The following is a 20,562-nucleotide window of genomic DNA, read 5'->3' as shown; positions in this document are numbered from 1 at the left end:
GAATGAAATTTGTAAAAAACGATCAGGCGGCAGTTTTTGCGCTCGGCGGTTTAGGCGAGATCGGTAAAAACACGTATGGCGTTCAATTTCAAGATGAAATCATTTTAATTGATGCTGGTATTAAGTTCCCTGAAGATGAGCTTCTTGGAATTGACTACGTCATCCCTGACTATACGTACTTAGTTAAAAACGAAGATAAAATCAAAGGTCTTTTCATCACTCACGGACATGAAGACCACATCGGCGGTATCCCTTACCTTCTCAAGCAAGTGAATATTCCAGTTTACGGCGGCAAACTCGCAATCGGCCTACTTCGTAATAAATTGGAAGAGCACGGTCTCTTGAGACAAACAAAACTTCACATTTATGAAGAAGAAGATACCATTAAATTCAGAAAAACAGCTGTGTCTTTCTTTAGAACTACACACAGTATTCCAGATTCTTATGGAATTGTCGTGAAGACACCTCCTGGTAACATCGTACATACAGGTGATTTCAAGTTTGACTTTACGCCTGTTGGCGAACCTGCCAACTTAACAAAAATGGCTGAAATCGGGAAAGAAGGCGTTCTATGTCTTTTATCCGATAGTACAAACAGTGAAATTCCAGAATTTACGATGTCTGAAAGACGCGTAGGCGAAAGCATTGATGACATCTTTAGAAAAGTCGACGGACGTATTATCTTTGCTACGTTTGCTTCAAACATTCACAGACTTCAGCAAGTGATCGAGTCCGCTGTTGCCAACGGCCGAAAAGTTGCGGTGTTTGGACGAAGTATGGAGTCTGCCATTGATATTGGACAAGACCTTGGCTACATTAAATGTCCAAAAAACACGTTCATTGAACATAATGAAATCAACCGTCTACCAGCAAACAAAGTGACTATTCTTTGTACTGGGAGCCAAGGTGAGCCGATGGCTGCTCTTTCTCGTATTGCAAACGGCACTCACCGCCAGATTTCGATTAATCCTGGAGACACTGTTGTCTTCTCATCTTCACCGATTCCAGGTAACAATATTAGCGTAAGCCGCACCATTAACCAGCTGTACCGTGCTGGCGCTGAGGTTATTCATGGCTCACTTAATAATATTCATACATCTGGTCATGGTGGACAAGAAGAACAAAAGCTGATGCTCCGTTTAATTAAACCAAAATTCTTTATGCCGATTCACGGTGAATACCGCATGCAAAAAACGCATATTAAACTTGCGAATGATTGCGGAATTCCTGAGGAAAACTGCTTTATCATGGATAACGGTGAAGTACTTGCACTAAAAGGTGACGAAGCGAGTGTCGCTGGCAAAATTCCATCAGGTAACGTGTATATCGACGGAAGCGGAATTGGCGATATCGGGAATATCGTCTTAAGAGACCGCCGCATTCTTTCTGAAGAAGGTCTTGTCATTGTGGTCGTCAGCATGGACATGAAAGAATTCAAAATCTCTGCTGGTCCTGATCTCATCTCAAGAGGCTTTGTCTACATGAGAGAATCTGGAGACCTCATCAACGACGCACAAGATCTCATTTCAAAGCATCTTGAAAAAGTAATGGAACGTAAGACAACTCAGTGGTCGGAAATTAAGAACGAAATTACGGACACACTTGCTCCTTTCCTTTACGAAAAAACAAGACGCCGCCCAATGATCTTACCGATTATTATGGAAGTGTAATCACAAAAAGAGACACGAGCCGACTGGCTGTGCCTCTTTTTTTCATCAGTATTGAAAAAATCCGCATATATAACATGCGGTTTCTCACTTTTTATGATTGAATTGGGAGGTGCTGAAAGTTTCTGACATCAAACAAGCCCTTTGTCGTCATTTTCACATCAGGAATGACTGGCAGTGCCAAGAAGGACAGCGTCAAAAACGGATTAAAGTCTAAGGTAAAACCTGTTTCTTTAAGCGCTTCATGAAGTGTATGAAGGCTTTCATTGACGAGATGTGCCGGCTGATCTGACAATAAACCAGAGATCGGTAATGGCAGCGTATGAAGAGAACGCCCTTCTTTAACAACAGTCAAACCGCCGCCTGCTTCTTTTAACGCCTCAATCGCTTTGATGATATCAGCATCATTTGTGCCAACTGCAATTAAGTTATGGGAATCATGTGCAACCGTTGTTGCAATCGCGCCCTGTTTGATGCCGAAGCCGCTGACAATCCCTACGCCCATTTCAGATAAACCTTGATGACGTTCAACAAGCACCATTTTCAATACATCTCTGCCTGTATCACTTGTAAATTGTCCGTTCATTTCTGAAGGAGAGACTTGTTCTAACTTTGTTTCAAGCTGATTCGGAATAATACGGATCACATTCATATGTTGATCGCCCGTGATAGGTAGTGCAATGTCTTCCTCTTGAACATCTACTGCATGAACAGATTGTAATAATGCTGGGCTTGGTGCGATCTTTTCGACACTCGGCTTGTACTCTCCGTTCTGTGCAACCAATTCACCTGCGATAAATACGCTTGTAATGTCTACATGATGAAAGTCCGAGACAAGCATAAAATCAGCATCATAGCCTGGTGCAATGGCTCCCTTTGTTTTAAGACCAAAACACTCTGCGGCATTTAAGCTTCCCATTTGATAGGCTAAAAATGGATCTAAGCCTTCTTTTATGGACATCCGTACTTGCTCATCAATACTTCCCTGTGCCATTAAATCATCCAAATGTTTATCATCTGTGCAAAAGAAAAAGCGTCTCGCATTCTTTTCATTGACAGCGGGTAAAACATTTTTCACGTTTTTGGCAACAGATCCTTCTCTCAGCATCACATACATGCCCCTTTTCACACGCTCAAGGGCTTCCTGTGCAGTTGTCACCTCATGGTCTGTTTGGATATTGGCCGTCCGGTAGACGTTGATTAAACGATCTGTTAAGCCTGCTAAATGGCCATCAATCAGTTTATTCTCGTTTTGGGCATCAAGCAGCTTTTGAAGCATATCTTCTTCTGCCTGCTCCACACCGACATAGTCCATCACCTCAGCAAGACCAAGCACTTCCTTTTCTTTATAAAGAGGCTTTAAATCTTTGGCTATTAATGTAGCACCTGATCGTTCAAAACTGACTGCCGGTACACAGGATGGCAGCATGAAATAAATATGTAAGGCAGCTTTTCTCGCTTCTTCCAGCATAAATTGGATGCCTGTTATACCTGACACATTGGCGATTTCATGCGGATCTGTTACGACAGTTGTCACACCGCGCGGAACGACAGCTTTGGAGAATTCAGCAGGGGTAACCATTGAAGACTCGATATGAACGTGGCCATCAATAAAACCAGGCACAAGCATTTGACCTGCTGCATCAAGCTCCTGTTCTCCCTCGTACTCCCCTATCCCGACTATTTGTCCATTTTCAACAGCGACATCAGCGTCTATCCATTCCTGGTTAAACACATCCATGACTTTCGCATGTTTAATCACGAGGGCTGCTTTTTTTCTCTTTGCTGCTACCTCAATTTGATGTCTGAAAAGCTCCTTATCCAACGACACTGCCTCCTCCAAGTAAACAATATAATGTTTCTTATCGTAAACGAATCTGTTTGTCCAGTCAATGACATTTAGAGAAAATCAACCATATCAAAACACTGATTTTTATTTCTGAATAGTGATAATTGCACGAAAAATAAGATGATTCATTTTTGCGGTTATACATGAACAAAGCAACCCTTTTCAGTGTCAATTTCCGTCTCAATGTCCACCTGTCATGAACACATTCATGTAAAAAAACACCCCGTCATCGGAGTGCTTAATAATCGTTCTGCATTTCTCGTTTTTCAAAGCGTCCTATATCGGCTACTGCCCCAATGACAATGAGGATATCTTCTTTTTGAATCATTTCATCTGCCAGCGGGGAAACAATGACTTCTTTTCCGCGCTTAATGGCCACAATGTTGATGCCGTATTTTGCCCGTATATCAAGATCTAAAAGAGAATGTCCCGCCAGCCTGCTGTTTGCCACAATCTCAATCAGGCTGTACTCATCTGACAGCTCGAGGTAATCAAGCACGTTATTTGAAATGATTTTATGTGCAATCCGTCTGCCCATATCTCGCTCTGGATGAACGATGCGATCCGCTCCAATTTTGTTGAGCACCTTTTCATGGTAGTCATTTTGCGCTTTCACGGTGACCATTTTGACGCCAAGCTCTTTCAGCATAATCGTTGTTAAAATACTTGCCTGAATATTTTCACCGATTGCAACGATGACATGATCAAAATTGCGAATACCAAGATTTTTTAAAACGTTTTCGTCCGTCGAATCACCAATGACCGCATGTGAGGCAATTTTCGCGTACTCGTTTACTCGATCTTCATTCATATCCATCGCCATGACTTCAAGTCCTTCTTCGCTCAGCGCCTTGCAAATACTTCCGCCAAAGCGTCCAAGACCAATGACTGCATATTCCTTTTTCATGTTCAGACTCCTTTTATCTCACTTACCATGCATTTTACTACGGTTTGATTAATGAATCCATATGGGAACGAATTTTTTTACGGAACGCTTCACTTAAGTAAAGGTCTGCTCCTTTTTCGATTTCACTGCGATAATGAGCTGGCGGAGCGATTTCTTCGCTCTTTTGAAGCACAAGAAAGGTTAAACAGTCCTCATAAATTTGATCACCTATTTTGACATCGACAAAAGCTGGACGATATGTGCCTTCATATACTCCCTCTCGTTTATACAAATAACGAATGGCATCAAAAGGAACTTCATATAATACACCCTCTGTTTCGCCGCCGTCTTCTACCATATCAGCTCTTGATCCATCTTGCCTCACCAATGTAAATCTCGTAGTAAAACCGTTTAGTACACCACCGCCGATGATTTGTCTGAAGTGATGATCGACTTCTGCGAGCTTAAATCTAGCATCATCCATACAGGAGCCATAGGCAAAATAATAGAAGGATGATGGCTTCTGATGCCACAGTTTATAAGCTTTCCAGCACCCTCTCTTTATTTCTTTCAGTGCTGATGCCTTCTGCTCTGGCAAAGTGTATGTCATGGCTGCTACCTGACCTTGATCCGTCATGACATTGATTTCCTGCTTGTCATACTCTTCCTCTAGTGCGTCTATCTTATTCAACGTGTCAGCGGTCACCTCGTACAATTCCCCGTATACAGTGCCTTTTTCTGCGGGAACACACGCTGGATATCCTTGACCTGTATCGTAGATTCTTCCATTCATCCAAGCAGATTTAGCTAATAGTCTACTTTCCTTCATGTACGCTTCGTGGTGCTCTTCATGCTGCAATAGCTTCCCATATACAAATAAAGCTTTCACCGTCATGTCTTCACGTCCTCTCAACTTGCTGCTGTCTGCTTTTTTGACACACAGGCAAATAAATATGAAAAGCTGTGCCTTTTCCAAGCTCACTAGACACGTCCATTCTTCCGTGATGATCTTTTAAAATTGTCGCACAGATGGTCAGACCAAGCCCTGTCCCTTCTTTTTTCGTGGAAAAGAAAGGGTCATATATTTTTTGAATATCTTCTTCAGACATCCCTTTTCCTTCATCTTGAATGGTAATCTTCCATTCATTCAATACTTTTTCTGTAGATATGTATATGCTGCCACCTTCTGGCATTGCCTCAATCGCATTTTTGATTAAATTAATGAACAGCTGCTTCATTTGGTTAGCGTCTGCTAGGATTGCACCGGCATCCTGCCTTTTAAATGGCTGCTTGAGATCAATATTTGAAAGAACGGCATTTGTTTTTAATAAAGTAATCACTTGTTCTAGAAGCTCATGAAGCTGGACTTCTTGAAAATGGACCGCTTGAGGCTTAGCCAATACAAGCAACTCACTTAAAACAAAATCAATCCGTTTAATTTCAGAGAAGATAATGTCAAAATAATCGGTTCTTTCAGGATATTGTGTCTTCATCAGCTGTAAAAAACCATTTACTGATGTCAGTGGATTTCTGACTTCATGGGCGATTCCAGCGGCTATTTGTCCAGCGACGGCCAGCTTTTGCGCCTGCATTTGCAATTGCTGATTGGATCTTTCAAGCTCAAGCTTTGCCTGCTTTTGTTTCGTAATATCAGCTACTGTTCCAATTCCTCCGGTAAACTGGTGATGCTCATCAAAATAGAGCTTGTAATGAACGTCTCCCCATACCTTCTTTCCCTCTTTATGTAGAAGCTGCAGTTCTACCCGCCCCGCATCCTTATGCTCCTTGATCACAGATAACAAATGCTGCACCACGCGTTCCTCTTGATCAAAGTACTGATTGTACATGGTGCCTAGACATTCATCAATGTCATAGCCTGTCATTTGTGTCCATGCTTGATTTAAAAAAATAATTTCACCTTTTTCGTTTGTTTCAAAGACGATTTCTTGCAAGTTATCTGTGATTCGATTCAGCCGCTCTGTCAGTTCCTGTGCTTCTTTCTCTCTCGTATTTAAGTCTGACACAAATAGATTTAAGCGGTCTACATAGCCTGAGACAACCCAGATCCCTGTTAGAACAAGGACTGTAAAGGCTAGATCGAGCGGCCAATTAATTTGATAGCCGCCTAGATAATAAAAGAAATCCCAGCTTAATATTAAAATAAATGCAAGAACAGATAACACGATCCGCACTTGATATGTTTTGTTCAAATGATTCCACCTGCCGCCCTGAGATTCTTTGTCAATTGTACCATTTTCCACTTATTTTTTGAGGGAGATGGGGCATTTTTAAGGAACTTTTTCAGAAAAAAAGCCTGTTCTCCGCACAAAGGAAGAGAGCAGGCTTTTTTCATTACTGCTGAAGAGCTTCTTGTAGCTCTTTTAAGAGTAGTTCTGCGCCTTCAGCGCTTAATGTAATTTGACCATTTCCATAATCATGGTTCTCTGATGTAATCTCACCAGTCATGAGGCAAACACCCTCTGGCTTGTATTTTTTCAAGACGATTTTCTCCCCATCTATAAAAAATTCCATACTGTCTTTAATGGCAATATCAAGTGCTCTTCTTAATTCGATTGGCATCACAATACGCCCTAGTTCGTCTACTTTTCTTACGACTCCGATAGATTTCAATTTCGTTCCCTCTTTCTTTCATTAGCTCAAGATCAATCTGTTTTTCACCAATTGATATATCGTAGACGTAAGAGATTCTCAAAAGGTTTCTCCTCTATAAAAATTTTTTTTATAAAAGAAAAAACAAAGGGAAAATTTATTGTGATTGTCAAAATGATACTTGAATTTTACAAGTTCATTTCAAGGTCATCACAAACCCCCACAAATGACCTCAACCCTCTGAACTTTTAAATGTAAAATTGTTTAAAACAGCAAAAATAGAGATTGGGTGAAAACATGTTTCAAAATGCCGAAATTGGAATTGATTTAGGAACAGCTAACATATTGGTTTATAGTAAAAATAAGGGAATTATTTTAAATGAACCATCCGTCGTGGCAGTCGATACAGAAACAAAAACTGTACTTGCCGTCGGAACAGAAGCAAAAGAAATGATTGGGAAAACACCTGGGAAAATTGTGGCGATCCGTCCGATGAAAGACGGTGTCATCGCTGATTATGATATGACAACAGATTTACTCAAACAAATCATGAAAAAAGCAGGAAAAAATATCGGGTTTACCTTCAGAAAACCAACGGTCGTCGTATGTACACCTTCTGGTTCAACAGCTGTTGAGCGTCGTGCCATCAGTGATGCTGTGAAAAACTGCGGAGCAAAGCACGTGCATTTAATAGAAGAACCTGTTGCAGCCGCAATCGGCGCTGATCTCCCAGTAGATGAGCCTGTTGCAAACGTCGTAGTTGATATTGGCGGAGGAACAACGGAAGTTGCCATCATTTCGTTTGGCGGCGTTGTCTCTTGTCATTCCATTCGAATTGGCGGAGATCAGCTGGATGAAGATATCATTACGTTTGTCCGAAAGAAATATAACCTATTAATCGGCGAGCGGACAGCTGAGCAAGTTAAAATGGAAATTGGTTATTGTCTCATTGAGCATGAGCCAGAGTCATTAGAAGTACGTGGACGTGATCTGGTGACAGGTCTTCCAAAAACGATCACACTTGAATCTCATGAAATTCAAGGTGCCATGCGAGAGTCACTTCTTCATATTTTAGAGGCGATTCGTGCCACATTAGAGGACAGCCCTCCAGAGCTTAGTGGTGACATCGTAGACCGCGGCGTGATCTTAACCGGCGGTGGCGCTTTGTTAAACGGGATTCAAGAATGGCTCTCACAGGAGATTGTCGTTCCAGTTCATATTGCAGCAAATCCACTTGAGTCTGTCGCAATCGGAACAGGTCGTTCACTAGAAGTCATTCATAAATTGCAAAAAACATTAAAATAATCTTCTTGTTCTACTTCTTTTTTTATCATTTCGATCATATCGTGAGGAATGGATAAACGTGAAGGAGGAAGAACATGTTGCTTGATTTAGGTAAACGGGTCGTTGTCACAGTCATTTTAACGGGTATTATATTAGGAGGAATGAGCCTGTCGTTTTCACATATGCCCCCTTCTAATGCACAGCCTGTGAAACAACTGAACCGCTAAAAAAGCCGCATGAAAGCGGCTTTTTTATTTTGGCCTTTCGCGTGCTCCCCATTTTCCTTTCCGGTCTTAAATCTGATATGATGAACATGACTAAAGGAGGGTTTTTATGAGTACATTTGAAAAACAATTAGATCAATATGCGAAGACCATCGTTGAAGTCGGTGTGAATGTTCAAAAAGAACAAGAAGTCGTCGTATCTGCATCTACTGAATCTGCAGACCTTGTTCGTCTTGTCGCGAAACATGCGTATGAGCACGGGGCGAAAAACGTACATATCCGCTGGAGTGATGGTGTTCTTGCTCGTTTAAAATATGAACATGCACCGCAGGATGTGTTTGAGCAATTCCCAGAATGGGAAGCACAGATGATGGAAACCATCGCAAAACGCGGCGGCGCTTTTATCACGATCTTGTCAGAAAGCCCTGACCTTCTGCGAGGCATTGATTCGAAAAAAATCGCTGCACAGCAAAAAGCCGCTGGATCCGCCCTTCATACATATCGCCAATACGTTCAATCAGACAAAGTGGCTTGGACGGTCGTAGGCGCTGCATCAAAAGATTGGGCGAAAAAGATTTTCCCTGACCAGACAGATGAAGAAGCTGTCGCTTTATTATGGGATCAAATCTTTAAAGTCGCTCGCGCTGATCAAGCAGATCCTGTGGAGGCTTGGAAAAAGCACGATGAGTTGCTAAATGAAAAGGTCAAAATCCTAAATGAGCGCCACTACCACAAGCTTCATTATGATGCTCCTGGCACTGATTTAACGATTGAGCTCCCTGAGCAGCACATTTGGGTAGGTGCCGGCAGCGTGAGTGAGCGCGGCGTCTCTTTCATGGCTAACATGCCGACAGAAGAAGTCTTTACTGTACCTAAAAAAGACGGTGTAAATGGGACTGTCTCAAGCACAAAACCGCTCAGCTATGCAGGAAATATCATTGATGAGTTTACTTTAACATTTGAAAATGGCCGAATTGTCGATGTGAAAGCGAAGGAAGGCGAAGACATTTTAACTTCGCTCGTTGAAACAGATGAAGGCTCTCATTATCTAGGTGAGGTTGCTCTTGTACCAGATGATTCACCAATCTCAAACTCGAATATTCTCTATTACAATACCCTTTATGATGAAAACGCATCGAACCACCTTGCCATCGGCAGCGGATATGCGTTCAATATCGAAGGCGGAAAAGAGATGAATCGTGAAGAATTGGATGCAGCTGGTGTAAACAACAGTATCACACACGTCGATTTCATGATTGGTTCAAAGGAAATGAATATTGACGGTATTACAAAAGACGGAAAACGTGAACCGATCTTCCGTAATGGGAATTGGGCGATTTAATCGAAAAAAAAAGACATCCACAATTGGATGTCTTTTCTTATTTACGCATAAAGCTCAACGAGTCTCTTTTGAATCTCTTGATCTGATAAGAACTCATCATATGTTGTTTGTTTATCGACGATGCCATTTGGCGTCACTTCGATAATACGGTTTGCCACTGTTTCAACAAACTGATGGTCATGAGATGAGAAGAGCATCGCTCCTTTAAAGCTCATTAAACCGTTATTTAGCGCCGTAATGGATTCTAGGTCTAAGTGGTTCGTCGGCTCATCCAGAAGCAGTACATTCGCTCCTGACAGCATCATTTTCGATAACATACAACGAACCTTTTCTCCTCCTGATAAGACGCTTGCTTTTTTCTTTACTTCTTCCCCAGAGAAAAGCATACGTCCTAAGAATCCGCGTAAGAAGCTTTCGCTTTGATCATTAGGAGAATATTGGCGAAGCCAATCCACTAAATCGACATCGTTTCCTTCAAAGTATTCACTATTGTCTTTCGGGAAAAAGGCTTGAGATGTTGTGACGCCCCATTTATATGTCCCGCTGTCTGGCTCCATCTCACCAGCAAGAATTTTAAATAAAGTAGACACAGCAAGCTCATTACGGCTTAGGAACGCAATTTTATCCTCGCGATTCATGATAAAGCTGACGTTATCAAGTACTTTCACACCGTCAATTGTTTTCGATAGACCTTCTACTTGAAGGACATCATTTCCGATTTCACGCTCTGGCGCAAAATGAACATACGGATATTTACGTGAAGAGGGCTTAATATCGTCTAAAGAGATTTTATCAAGCAATTTCTTTCTTGACGTCGCTTGCTTCGATTTAGAAGCGTTCGCACTGAACCGGGCAACGAACTCTTGAAGCTGCTTAATTTGCTCTTCTTTTTTCTTATTTGCATCTTGGCTGAGTTTCAGCGCTAGCTGGCTAGACTCATACCAGAAATCATAGTTACCGACATATACTTGAATTTTTCCGAAGTCTAGGTCCGCAATATGTGTACACACTTTGTTTAAGAAGTGACGGTCATGCGAAACGACGATGACGGTATTTTCAAAATGAATAAGGAACTCTTCTAGCCACTGGATGGCTTGTAAGTCCAAGTGGTTCGTTGGCTCATCCAGAAGAAGGACGTCAGGCTTGCCAAATAACGCTTGGGCTAGTAGTACTTTTACCTTTTCAGAACCACCAAGCTCAGACATTTTCTTCGATTGAAGGCTCTCTGGAATGCCAAGACCTTTTAATAAGATCGCTGCTTCACTTTCTGCTTCCCAGCCGTTTAACTCAGCGAACTCACCTTCAAGCTCTGCTGCACGAATCCCGTCTTCATCTGAGAAATCAGGTTTCATATAGATCGCATCTTTCTCCTGCATCACATCATATAAACGCTTGTGACCCATCATGACGACTTTTAATACTTCAAATTCTTCGTATTCAAAGTGGTTCTGTTTTAAAATCGCTAAACGCTCACCAGGGCTCATATGAACATCGCCCGTCTGAGCCTCAATTTCACCTGAAAGAATCTTTAGAAACGTTGATTTACCAGCTCCATTGGCACCAATTAAACCGTAGCAGTTGCCAGGAGTGAATTTAATATTTACTTCTTCAAATAGTTTACGATCAGCAAATCGCAAACTAACATTATTTACTGCAATCATTTATTAATCCTCCATCACTCATTCATCATTATGAAGTATAACATGAATAACGTTTGATAGAAACGTCTCTCACTAAGAACGAAGGCAAATTGTCCAATATGGTATAATAAGTGGGAATGATTTATTGAAGGAGTTCGTGCGATTTGAGATTACTTACACTGATGGAATACTGTTTATTGATTTTCTTTATGGGTATTTATTTATCTGCAACAGGCTTTAATGCGAGGGATTTTGGCCTTTATATTGGGCTTGTGCTTATTTACACACTGGTACACATCTTTTCGAAACGCTTTTTACAAAAGCGAGGGAAAGAAAATCATAAGATCGGATTGTTTCGGTCCGTTTTAGCCATTACTGGGTCTGTCTTCGCTTCTGTGTTGGCCATTGTGCTCATTGTTACAGTGCTCACGCCAAATTAAAAACGACCCTTCTTTTAAGGGTCGCCCATTCAAGCACTTTTCTCACACACCTGAGAAGGGTGCTTTTATTTTGTTTGCCGAATGTCGCCAAATGGGAAGAAAACAAATTCTGATGTCCCGACAACCCGATCCTTTTCAATGAGTCCAAGTCCATTTCTGCTGTCCATGGAATTGAGTCTGTTGTCCCCCATCACAAAGTAATCGTTTTTCGGTACTTTCACTGGACCAAAATCACCTGTCAAATGCACTTCATACTCTTTCGCATGTGCCTTGTTCTCTTTTAAATAAGTCTCATCTACTTTTTTACCATTAATGTAAAGCGTATCATCCTTCATTTCAATCGTGTCTCCCGGAAGACCGATCAATCGTTTTACATAATGAATTTTCTGGCCATCTTTTCCATTAATAATCACGATGTCACCTCGTTTGACACCACCTAGATAGTTAATGGTTTTGTTGACAAACAGCTTTTCCCCATCATGAAGGGTCGGTTCCATTGACTCTCCTTCCACCACATACGGCTCAAATATAAACGTACGGATGAGCAAGACGAGTGCAAGTGCAATTAAAATAGCTTTGATCCATTCAAACAGTGAACTTTTCTTCTCTGTTTTGGCTTGCTTTGCATCAGATTGAATATCATTTTCGTTTTGTTTGTTTTCTTCGTTCAAAATACTGCTTCCTCCTAAGACTTTCTGCTAAAAGACTTGAAACGTGAATTGAATAACTTTACTTTATCACATGTCATTTAAAAATTCACAAGACAACCATTCAATTAGATATTTTTTCCTAATTTGTTCATAATTAAACAAAAGAAGCACCGCTGTTCACGATGCTTCTCTTCTACTTTACGCTTCTAGTTTCACTGGTTTTTTCAAAATACCAAGTAAAATCGCTGTTACAACGGCACCGATTAAGATGCTGATGATATAAAGTATCGGATGATTTGTTACCCAGAAAACGAATAGTCCGCCGTGCGGTGCAGGAAGCGTGACTCTAAAGAATTCCGTTAATCCGCCAGCCACAGCTGCTCCAATGACAGCTGAAGGAATCACTCGTAGAGGATCAGCCGCTGCAAACGGGATCGCCCCTTCAGTGATGAAGGCCGCTCCCATGAAGTAGCATGTAATCCCTGCTTCTCGGTCACGTTTTGAGAATTTATTTCTAAAAATTGTTGTAGCAAGTGCAATACCTAATGGTGGTACCATTCCGCCTGCCATAATGGCAGCGTGTGGTGCATAGTTTCCAGCAGCAATCATCGCAAGACCAAATGTGTAAGCCGCTTTGTTAATTGGCCCACCCATATCAATCGCCATCATACCTGCCAAAATAATGCCCATTAAGACAAGGTTTCCAGTACCTAAAGTTTCAAGCCAATGAGTTAATCCGTCCATCACCATTTTTACTGGTGTGTTAACAACGTAATGCATAATGATACCTGTGAAGAAAATACCGAACAATGGATAGAGCAGAACCGGTTTAATTCCGTCGAGTGACTGCGGTACGAATGTGAATACTTTTTTAAGTAACACAACGACATAACCAGCAAGGAAACCGGCAATGAGTCCGCCTAAGAATCCAGCACCTGCTGCCGATGCCATAAATCCACCGACCATACCTGGCGCAAAACCTGGACGATCTGCAATACTCATCGCAATAAATCCGGCTAATACAGCCACGATTAAGGCAAGTGCATTATCTCCACCAATTCCTTTTAAAACAGCTGCAAATGAATTAAATGAAGGGTCATTAGGGTCAGCTGATTTAATACCCCAGAAGAATGAAATTGCAACAAGGATACCGCCTCCGACAACAAATGGAAGCATGTTGCTTACACCGCTCATTAAGTGCTTGTAAAAACCACTTCTCCCTTTGCCAGATGACTCATGTTCGTCTTTTGAAGAACTGCCGCCAGAGACTTTATAGATCGGCGCATCTTGATTGACTGCTTTTTCAATCAATTCCTGCGGACGACGGATTCCTGCTGTCACAGGTACTTCAATGACATGTTTGCCTTTAAAGCGTTCCATTTCAACTTGCTTGTCCGCTGCCACAATGATGGCTGGTGCTTCTTCGATTTCTTTTGCGGTAAGAGCGTGTTTAATACCGCCAGAGCCGTTTGTTTCAACTTTAATGTCAACGCCCATTTCTTTCGCTTTTTCTTTCAAAGCATCTGCTGCCATAAATGTATGTGCAATACCTGTTGGGCAAGCTGTTACTGCTAAAATCTTAGCTGGTTTACCTGATGCAGCCGGCTCCTCTTGAACTTCCTCTTCTTCTTCATCGTCGTCCTTATCATGCGTATTGATGATATCGATGATTTCATCTTCAGTAGCCGCTTCAAGAAGCTGCTTTCTGATTTCTTCACGCATCAGAAGTGTTGATAAACGAGAAAGTGCTTCTAAGTGCGTGTTGTTTGCGCCTTCAGTTGCTGCAATCATAAAGACAAGATGACTCGGCTGCGCGTCCAGTGATTCATAATCTACACCAGCTACCGAGCGGCCAAATGCAATGGCAGGCTCTTTGACACTTGCTGTTTTAGCGTGAGGGATAGCAATTCCTTCACCAATACCAGTAGAGCTCTGTTTTTCACGGTTGATCACTGCTTCTTTGTAGCCCTCTTTATCATTTAACTTGCCAGCTGTATCTAAAACAGTGACTAGTTCTTCAATGACTGCTTCTTTCTGCTGGCTGTCTAATTGAAGCTTAATGGTCTGCTTTGTGAGTAGTTCTGTTATTTTCATGATGACTCCTCCTTTAAATGCGTGTGACTTTTACTTGTGGTAATAGTGTGTCGACAAGTTCTTTTGTCCCAAGCTCCTCAGAAAATGCTGTAGCACTGCCTGATGTGACGCCAAGCTTAAATGATTCTTCAATCGAAAGGCCTTTCGAAACGCCGGCTAAAAATCCTGCAACGACTGAATCCCCTGCACCAACCGAATTAACAAGCGTACCCTTTGGAACATTGGACTGATAAATCCCTTCCTTACTGAATAAGAGAGCGCCATCTCCAGCCATGGATACGATGACATGTTCAGCACCTTGTTCTAACAGCTTCTTCCCATAAGGAATGGCTTCTTCTGCAGTAGAGATGCTCGTCTCAAACATTTCACCTAGTTCATGATGGTTTGGCTTCATTAAGAACGGTTTCAAGCCTGCTGCTTTTTTAAGGGCTTCCCCGGAAATATCAAGAACAACTCTAACGCCTTGCTTTTCGCACACTTCAGCAATACGTTCATATGTGTTATGAGGCAACGAAGAAGGAATGCTGCCAGCTAACACAACGACATCTCCTTCAATCAATGAGGTAAATTGAGACAGAAACGACTCAAATTGCGCTTCAGTAATTGATGGGCCGAGTCCGTTGATTTCGGTTTCTTCACCTGTTTTTAGCTTCACATTGATTCTTGTATCTTCTGACACCTCGTGAAAGGCTGTTTGTAATTGTTCGTTTTGTAAAAAGTCTTGAATATATTTGCCTGTAAATCCGCCTATAAATCCAAGCGCTTTTGATTCAACACCGTGACGTTTTAAAAGCCTTGAGACATTGATCCCTTTTCCGCCCGGATATTTTTTGTCATAGGTTGAACGATTCAAACCGCCGACTGCGAAATCCTCCACGTGTACGATGTAATCAACTGATGGGTTTAAAGTAACTGTATAAATCATGTTTTCACTACCTTTATAACCGTTTTTTCATGGTAATTATCGAATGAATCCTCTTTTGCGTCGTTTGTGATAATGGTGGCTTCCTGTAAACTAGCAAAGGTTGAAAACGATATTTCGCCAAATTTAGAGGCATCTGTTAAGATATAGGTTTTTTTCGCCTGCTTCATGGCCCTTTTTTTCATGAGCGCTTCCTCTGGATCAGGTGTTGTAAACCCTGCCTCGGGATGAATGCCGTTCGTCCCAACAAAGCTTTTGTCAAAACGGTAATTTTCCATCGCCGTCAAAGCTGCGGCTCCCACCATGGCTCCTGTTCGATGTTTCACTGATCCGCCTATCAGGTAAAAAGAAATGCCTTTTCTCATGAGTGCTTCAATGTGCATAACACCGTTTGTCACCACAACAATATCTTGTTCTGGATCGATATATTCAATCATTTGCTGTGTGGTCGTACCAGCGTCTAAATAAATACAATCGCCTTGTTTTAAAAGTGAAGCAGCTGCCTCTGCAACCAATGACTTTTCTTGAAGGTTTTTGGCAGATTTCTCAAATACATCTGGTTCAAGACGGATACTTGATATCTTGGCTGCTCCCCCATGAACTCTTTTAAGAAATCCTTTTTCTTCAAGGGCTGATAAATCTCTTCTAATAGTAGATTCAGACGCATCCGTCATAATCGTTAAGTCCTGTATTTTGATGACATCATTTTCTTCTAAACAGTCGATAATGAGTTGATGTCTTTCCGGTGTTAACATGAAAACACCCCCTTTTGAAAACGTATTCATTTTGTGCGCACCTTTATTGTAATCGCTTTTTTCAACATTATCAATACAAAACAATCAAATACATTCAATAACTATCAAAATCTTTCACAATGGTCATCTTACCTTTATATGTACCATTTGTAAACTGAAAAATATGTGACATTAAGATGAAAGTCATGATCTTAGCATTTCTATCATTTTTCATTTCATTCAATAGAACTAAAAAAAGCTTTTATGCGATGTGCATAAAAGCTTTTGATGTTTGATTACAGCGGAATTCACACTGTTTGTATACTTTTGTTCTTCTCGAAATTATTCATATCTAAGAGAATCAATCGGATCTAGTCTTGCTGCTTTATTCGCAGGAATTAACCCAAAAACAATCCCAATAAACATACTAAACAGCACACCTACACAGATGATTTGCCAAGATACTAAGGACGGCCAGCCGGCAATGAGTGATACTAACGAGGCACCGCCTATACCTAGTGCAATCCCCATCAACCCGCCGATCAAGGTTAAGACGACAGACTCAATTAAAAATTGAACGAGTATTTGAGCCCTCGTTGCTCCAATCGCTTTTCGAATACCGATTTCCCTTGTCCTCTCTGTCACAGAAACAAGCATGATATTCATCACGCCGATACCGCCGACAAGTAAAGAAATTCCAGCTATTGAGCCAATGATTGTGGTCATAACAGACGTGATTTGACCAATGCCTTCTGCGATTTCTTCCATGTTGATCATTTCATAAGCATCTTCTGTATGATGATTTTCATTTAATAATGCAGCCGCACTCTTTCCTACTTCCTTCATTTGATCAGCATGTGCGACTTGAATTGACAACTTATCGTATTCATTGATCCCAAATGTGGAGGTGAGCATTGCAAAAGGGACATATATTTCATTCATATCGAATGAGAGCATCCCTTTTTGTTTGGCTAAAACACCGATGACTTCAACCGGCTGTCCGTTCATCCAAATCATTTCGCCCAATGCCTTCTGTCCATTAAATAATTCTTTTTGTAAGCCTTCAGAGATGAGGGCGGCTCTTCTGCCGCTTTTAAAGTCAATATCTCTTAAATTCTGCCCTTCTGCTATTTGTAATGAATGTACATTCGTATACCCTTCATTTATACCGTTAACTGTCGCATCCACTGTTGTATCTTGAAATCTCAGCTGCATTCCTTGCGCAGTCGAAGAGGCAACCTGATTCACCCCATTGATTGTCTTAATACTTTTTATGTCTTCCTCAGTAAATGTGGCATCGAATAAAGCGTTGGGATTTGCATTTAACTCTTCGTCAGACGGCGTATACGTCATATCAACTGTATTGTTTGGACCCGAAATTGACCCTTTTAGCATTTGCTCGCCGCCTTGACCGATAGCCACGACCGCAATGACTGATCCAACACCAATAATAATCCCAAGCATCGTTAAAATAGAACGTAATTTATGAGCTAAAACAGAATTCATCGCTATTTTGATATTTTCAAAGAGTTTCATTCATAGCGTCCCCTTGTGTCAATCTATCTTCAACGAGTCGGCCATCTCTTACAACGACCGTCCGATTTGTATATGCAGCTATTTCTTCTTCATGGGTGACAAGCACAATCGTTGTCCCTTCCTCATTCAGCTTAGTAAACTGTTCCATGATTGAGAAGCTTGTTTTTGAGTCAAGAGCGCCTGTCGGTTCATCTGCTAAGATAAGCTGCGGCTTATTGACAATTGCACGGGCTATAGCCACTCTTTGCTTTTGCCCTCCCGACAACTCACTTGGCATATGTTTCATTCGGTCTGCCAAACCAACCTTTTCAAGTGCCATCTCTGCACGTTCTTTTCTTTCCTTTTGACTGATACCAGCGTAAATCATCGGAAGCTCAACATTACGCCTCGCATTTAACCTCGGCAGCAGATGAAATTGCTGAAAGACAAATCCAATGAATTGATTTCGAATCACTGCGAGGTCTTGATCCTTTGCTGCTGACAGCTCTCTTCCTTGAAAATGATATTGTCCTGTAGTTGGCCGGTCTAAACAGCCAATGATATTCATTAACGTCGATTTTCCAGAGCCGGACGGGCCCATAATGGACATATACTCGCCTTTTTCGATGACAAGATCGACCTCACTTAATACATCAAATGATTCCTCGGCAACCTCGTAGCTTTTTGTCACGTTTGAAAGCTGAATCATTCAGCATTCACTTCCATTCCGTCATACATGTCATCTGATGGATGAGAAATGATTTGATCCTCTGCTATGACACCTTTTGTCACTTCAAGATCATGACCTGACGTTTCCCCTAGCTCTACTTTTACTTTTTTAAGTACATTCTTTTTGACAACATAAACGTATTGTCCATCATCCTCTTTTTTTACAGCTGATTCAGGAATCGTTAGGGCTTGACGCTTATCTGTTTCAATTTCCATGATCATTTTAAAACCAGGTTTTGCTTCAGGTTTTTTTCCTTTTATTTCGATTTCAACTGGATATTGCACCGTTTGATCACCTGCAGTTGTTTCGGATGCTGCCTGAGCAGGTACAACCCCCACTTTTTTCACGACCCCTTGCCAGCTCTTTCCGCGAATGACATCAGACGTTATCTTTACTTTTTGTTTCTTTTTCACTTTTATGGCGTCATATTCAGAAATCAATCCTCGCACAATCATTTTTTTCTCATTGCCAATATGAATGATCGGCTGCCTTTCTTCCGGCTTTCCTGCCCCTTCTTCTTGCTCAATGGAAATGACTGTACCGGCAATTTTACTATGTACGATTAAATCTTCTATTTGTGTTTTTACTTTTTCTTGGCTGATCTCTGCTTGTTTTTGTTCTAATTCAGCCGCTTTCAGCTCTAGTTCAAGCTGGTCTCGCTCGGTTTTAGGATTGGCAGCGGAGTCGCCTCCTTGTTTTTTATCTAATTCGCTCAATCTATTTTGTAATTGTTCGCGTTTTAACGTACTGGATTCAGCCGCAAGAGCTTGCTGCTCTTCTTCAAGTTCCAGCTCCCTATTTTCATATGTAAGAAGCGGCGTTCCAGGCTTTACCTTTTCTCCTTCTTTCACAGAAACCCCCTTCAAATGTCCCTTTTCCTCTTCTGCATAAATGAACTGCTCTTCAGAGAATGAAAGTGTCCCTGGCGTCATGACCGTAGTGGTGATTTCTTTTTGCGTAGGTTTTACTGTTTTAATAGCTGCTGTCGAAGCAGGCTTTGATTGATTTTTCGCAATGTTAAAGCCAATAAATAGACCGATAACAATAATAAAAATGGATCCGATGATGATTTTCTTTCTCATAAAGACATTCTACCCCCAGCTTACTGATATGGTGATTGCAGTTCCTACATATTGAAAAATGATAGATAAGAGATAAAAGACTCCTATAATGGTCCAAGCGATTCTTGGCGATATATGGCCTACTTTCATCAATAAAAAGCCTGTTAAAACAAGGTTCCAGATCACAAATAGATCAATATTGGCAAGCACAGCATGCCATGGACCAGACGTTTGAATGAGTGCATTTAATGAGGTGATTGTGATGTTTTTTGGCACATGGAACAGAATGATGGACAGATGAGAAATAATCGTACCAACGATCGTAACTGGTGTAATAAACAGGACCGCTGAAAACAGCTGCTGAAACGATGCATCACCCTTTGCTAAAAAAACGATGAACTTATATATTGCAGCATTAACCACAAGCCCGAGAAGTAGACCAATTAGCGTCACCACATAAACGACCGATACCGGCAAGCTTAAATCTGCCCACATTCCTTCATTCACCAGCTCTGACAAATAAGTCACAATCACTGTTAAAAAAAGTACGCAGGATAAAGGCCACCAAACCACCGGATTTTCCCATACTCTTTTCAGGTGCTCCGAAGGCCTTGTGCTCACTCCAATGATCGTAGGCTTTTGCATATTTTCTTTCATCAAATGTCATCCTCTCTATGTCATGCAAGTATGCAAACGCACATGCTCTCTCTTATTCTTTCTATTTTATCAAAAGATTGCCAATAAGTGATGGATGATTTGATTTTCTTATTTTCATTGCGGAAAAAAATGATCTATTATTCTATTATCATAAATGACATCCTCCAAATGACACCATGACCAGACCATATTCATATCAAAAAATAGAGGTTTTACTGACCTAAAAACATTTTATCAAAAAAACACATGTCTTTCGG

Annotated in this window: 19 protein-coding genes; 5 read left to right on the top strand and 14 right to left on the bottom strand. The window is 41.2% G+C overall.

Features of this window, described 5'->3' with window-relative positions:
• The first annotated feature begins 2 nt into the window (after window positions 1-2).
• Window positions 3-1,670 carry a ribonuclease J1 gene (gene rnjA / locus CKW02_RS07090; RefSeq protein WP_003212511.1) on the top strand — a complete coding sequence of 556 codons (1,668 nt, stop codon included), beginning with the start codon at window positions 3-5 and terminating at the stop codon, window positions 1,668-1,670.
• Window positions 1,671-1,761: 91 nt separating this feature from the next.
• On the opposite strand, the gene ade is transcribed toward rnjA, so the two are convergent.
• From ade to CKW02_RS07065, 5 genes are all read right to left on the bottom strand, one after another.
• Complete coding sequence (ade, locus tag CKW02_RS07085) at window positions 1,762-3,492, bottom strand: adenine deaminase (protein WP_003210985.1); 1,731 nt, start codon at window positions 3,490-3,492, stop codon at window positions 1,762-1,764.
• A 262-nt stretch (window positions 3,493-3,754) separates the two neighbouring features.
• Window positions 3,755-4,423 carry a potassium channel family protein gene (locus tag CKW02_RS07080; RefSeq protein ID WP_003211815.1) on the bottom strand — a complete coding sequence of 223 codons (669 nt, stop codon included), beginning with the start codon at window positions 4,421-4,423 and terminating at the stop codon, window positions 3,755-3,757.
• A 37-nt stretch (window positions 4,424-4,460) separates the two neighbouring features.
• Complete coding sequence (locus tag CKW02_RS07075) at window positions 4,461-5,297, bottom strand: gamma-glutamylcyclotransferase family protein (protein ID WP_003212083.1); 837 nt, start codon at window positions 5,295-5,297, stop codon at window positions 4,461-4,463.
• Between the two features lie 4 nt (window positions 5,298-5,301).
• Window positions 5,302-6,612 carry an ATP-binding protein gene (locus CKW02_RS07070; RefSeq protein ID WP_003211426.1) on the bottom strand — a complete coding sequence of 437 codons (1,311 nt, stop codon included), beginning with the start codon at window positions 6,610-6,612 and terminating at the stop codon, window positions 5,302-5,304.
• A gap of 142 nt (window positions 6,613-6,754) precedes the next feature.
• The gene (locus tag CKW02_RS07065; RefSeq protein WP_003211634.1) at window positions 6,755-7,033 is read right to left on the bottom strand and encodes a transcriptional regulator AbhA; all 279 of its coding nucleotides are present in this window, start codon (window positions 7,031-7,033) and stop codon (window positions 6,755-6,757) included.
• Between the two features lie 276 nt (window positions 7,034-7,309).
• Between CKW02_RS07065 and mreBH the strand changes: the two genes are divergently transcribed.
• The 3 genes from mreBH (at window position 7,310) to CKW02_RS07050 (ending at window position 9,862) form a co-directional block, all read left to right on the top strand.
• Window positions 7,310-8,317: a rod-share determining protein MreBH gene (gene mreBH / locus CKW02_RS07060; protein WP_003211642.1), complete on the top strand. Its 1,008-nt coding sequence runs from the start codon at window positions 7,310-7,312 to the stop codon at window positions 8,315-8,317.
• Window positions 8,318-8,391: 74 nt separating this feature from the next.
• The gene (locus CKW02_RS20275) at window positions 8,392-8,523 is read left to right on the top strand and encodes a protein YkpC (RefSeq protein ID WP_003210922.1); all 132 of its coding nucleotides are present in this window, start codon (window positions 8,392-8,394) and stop codon (window positions 8,521-8,523) included.
• Between the two features lie 106 nt (window positions 8,524-8,629).
• Complete coding sequence (locus tag CKW02_RS07050; protein WP_003211185.1) at window positions 8,630-9,862, top strand: aminopeptidase; 1,233 nt, start codon at window positions 8,630-8,632, stop codon at window positions 9,860-9,862.
• Window positions 9,863-9,903: 41 nt separating this feature from the next.
• Here CKW02_RS07050 and CKW02_RS07045 read toward each other — a convergent pair whose 3' ends face one another.
• Window positions 9,904-11,523 carry an ABC-F family ATP-binding cassette domain-containing protein gene (locus CKW02_RS07045; protein ID WP_003212114.1) on the bottom strand — a complete coding sequence of 540 codons (1,620 nt, stop codon included), beginning with the start codon at window positions 11,521-11,523 and terminating at the stop codon, window positions 9,904-9,906.
• Window positions 11,524-11,666: 143 nt separating this feature from the next.
• On the opposite strand from CKW02_RS07045, the gene CKW02_RS07040 reads away from it, so the two are divergent.
• Complete coding sequence (locus CKW02_RS07040) at window positions 11,667-11,942, top strand: hypothetical protein (RefSeq protein ID WP_034619939.1); 276 nt, start codon at window positions 11,667-11,669, stop codon at window positions 11,940-11,942.
• Window positions 11,943-12,007: 65 nt separating this feature from the next.
• On the opposite strand, the gene lepB is transcribed toward CKW02_RS07040, so the two are convergent.
• From lepB to yknW, 8 genes are all read right to left on the bottom strand, one after another.
• Window positions 12,008-12,580 carry a signal peptidase I gene (gene lepB / locus CKW02_RS07035; RefSeq protein WP_034620046.1) on the bottom strand — a complete coding sequence of 191 codons (573 nt, stop codon included), beginning with the start codon at window positions 12,578-12,580 and terminating at the stop codon, window positions 12,008-12,010.
• 210 nt (window positions 12,581-12,790) lie between these two features.
• The gene (locus tag CKW02_RS07030) at window positions 12,791-14,686 is read right to left on the bottom strand and encodes a PTS fructose transporter subunit IIABC (protein ID WP_003212523.1); all 1,896 of its coding nucleotides are present in this window, start codon (window positions 14,684-14,686) and stop codon (window positions 12,791-12,793) included.
• 13 nt (window positions 14,687-14,699) lie between these two features.
• The gene (gene pfkB / locus CKW02_RS07025; protein WP_003211041.1) at window positions 14,700-15,611 is read right to left on the bottom strand and encodes a 1-phosphofructokinase; all 912 of its coding nucleotides are present in this window, start codon (window positions 15,609-15,611) and stop codon (window positions 14,700-14,702) included.
• Window positions 15,608-16,363 (bottom strand): DeoR/GlpR family DNA-binding transcription regulator, encoded by a 756-nt coding sequence (locus CKW02_RS07020; RefSeq protein WP_003211999.1) that lies wholly within the window; start codon window positions 16,361-16,363, stop codon window positions 15,608-15,610. Before CKW02_RS07020 ends, pfkB begins: the two co-directional genes overlap by 4 nt.
• 321 nt (window positions 16,364-16,684) lie before the next feature.
• Window positions 16,685-17,878, bottom strand: coding sequence for an ABC transporter permease (locus CKW02_RS07015; RefSeq protein WP_003211414.1), 1,194 nt, complete (start codon window positions 17,876-17,878; stop codon window positions 16,685-16,687).
• Complete coding sequence (locus tag CKW02_RS07010; protein WP_003212013.1) at window positions 17,865-18,566, bottom strand: ABC transporter ATP-binding protein; 702 nt, start codon at window positions 18,564-18,566, stop codon at window positions 17,865-17,867. Before CKW02_RS07010 ends, CKW02_RS07015 begins: the two co-directional genes overlap by 14 nt.
• Window positions 18,563-19,669: an efflux RND transporter periplasmic adaptor subunit gene (locus CKW02_RS07005; protein ID WP_003210779.1), complete on the bottom strand. Its 1,107-nt coding sequence runs from the start codon at window positions 19,667-19,669 to the stop codon at window positions 18,563-18,565. The genes CKW02_RS07010 and CKW02_RS07005 overlap by 4 nt, the downstream gene beginning before the upstream one ends.
• A 9-nt stretch (window positions 19,670-19,678) precedes the next feature.
• Window positions 19,679-20,305, bottom strand: a complete 627-nt coding sequence (gene yknW / locus CKW02_RS07000) for a YknW family membrane protein (protein WP_003211611.1) — start codon at window positions 20,303-20,305, stop codon at window positions 19,679-19,681.
• Between the last annotated feature and the right edge of the window lie 257 nt (window positions 20,306-20,562).

The organism is Bacillus pumilus (genome assembly GCF_900186955.1).
Classification (GTDB): Bacteria; Bacillota; Bacilli; order Bacillales; family Bacillaceae; genus Bacillus; species Bacillus pumilus.
The sequence above is the reverse complement of the archived record's forward strand: the minus strand, read 5'-3'. Positions and strand labels throughout refer to the sequence as shown.

Bases quoted from the DNA above. Each gene is read 5' to 3' on its own strand.
- rnjA (WP_003212511.1), top strand. From the start codon at position 3: ATGAAATTTGTAAAAAACGATCAGGCGGCAGTTTTTGCGCTCGGCGGT.
- CKW02_RS07080 (WP_003211815.1), bottom strand. From the start codon at position 4,423: ATGAAAAAGGAATATGCAGTCATTGGTCTTGGACGCTTTGGCGGAAGT.
- CKW02_RS07075 (WP_003212083.1), bottom strand. From the start codon at position 5,297: ATGACGGTGAAAGCTTTATTTGTATATGGGAAGCTATTGCAGCATGAA.
- mreBH (WP_003211642.1), top strand. From the start codon at position 7,310: ATGTTTCAAAATGCCGAAATTGGAATTGATTTAGGAACAGCTAACATA.
- CKW02_RS20275 (WP_003210922.1), top strand. From the start codon at position 8,392: ATGTTGCTTGATTTAGGTAAACGGGTCGTTGTCACAGTCATTTTAACG.
- CKW02_RS07050 (WP_003211185.1), top strand. From the start codon at position 8,630: ATGAGTACATTTGAAAAACAATTAGATCAATATGCGAAGACCATCGTT.
- CKW02_RS07045 (WP_003212114.1), bottom strand. From the start codon at position 11,523: ATGATTGCAGTAAATAATGTTAGTTTGCGATTTGCTGATCGTAAACTA.
- CKW02_RS07030 (WP_003212523.1), bottom strand. From the start codon at position 14,686: ATGAAAATAACAGAACTACTCACAAAGCAGACCATTAAGCTTCAATTA.
- pfkB (WP_003211041.1), bottom strand. From the start codon at position 15,611: ATGATTTATACAGTTACTTTAAACCCATCAGTTGATTACATCGTACAC.
- CKW02_RS07020 (WP_003211999.1), bottom strand. From the start codon at position 16,363: ATGTTAACACCGGAAAGACATCAACTCATTATCGACTGTTTAGAAGAA.
- CKW02_RS07015 (WP_003211414.1), bottom strand. From the start codon at position 17,878: ATGAAACTCTTTGAAAATATCAAAATAGCGATGAATTCTGTTTTAGCT.
- CKW02_RS07010 (WP_003212013.1), bottom strand. From the start codon at position 18,566: ATGATTCAGCTTTCAAACGTGACAAAAAGCTACGAGGTTGCCGAGGAA.
- CKW02_RS07005 (WP_003210779.1), bottom strand. From the start codon at position 19,669: ATGAGAAAGAAAATCATCATCGGATCCATTTTTATTATTGTTATCGGT.
- yknW (WP_003211611.1), bottom strand. From the start codon at position 20,305: ATGAAAGAAAATATGCAAAAGCCTACGATCATTGGAGTGAGCACAAGG.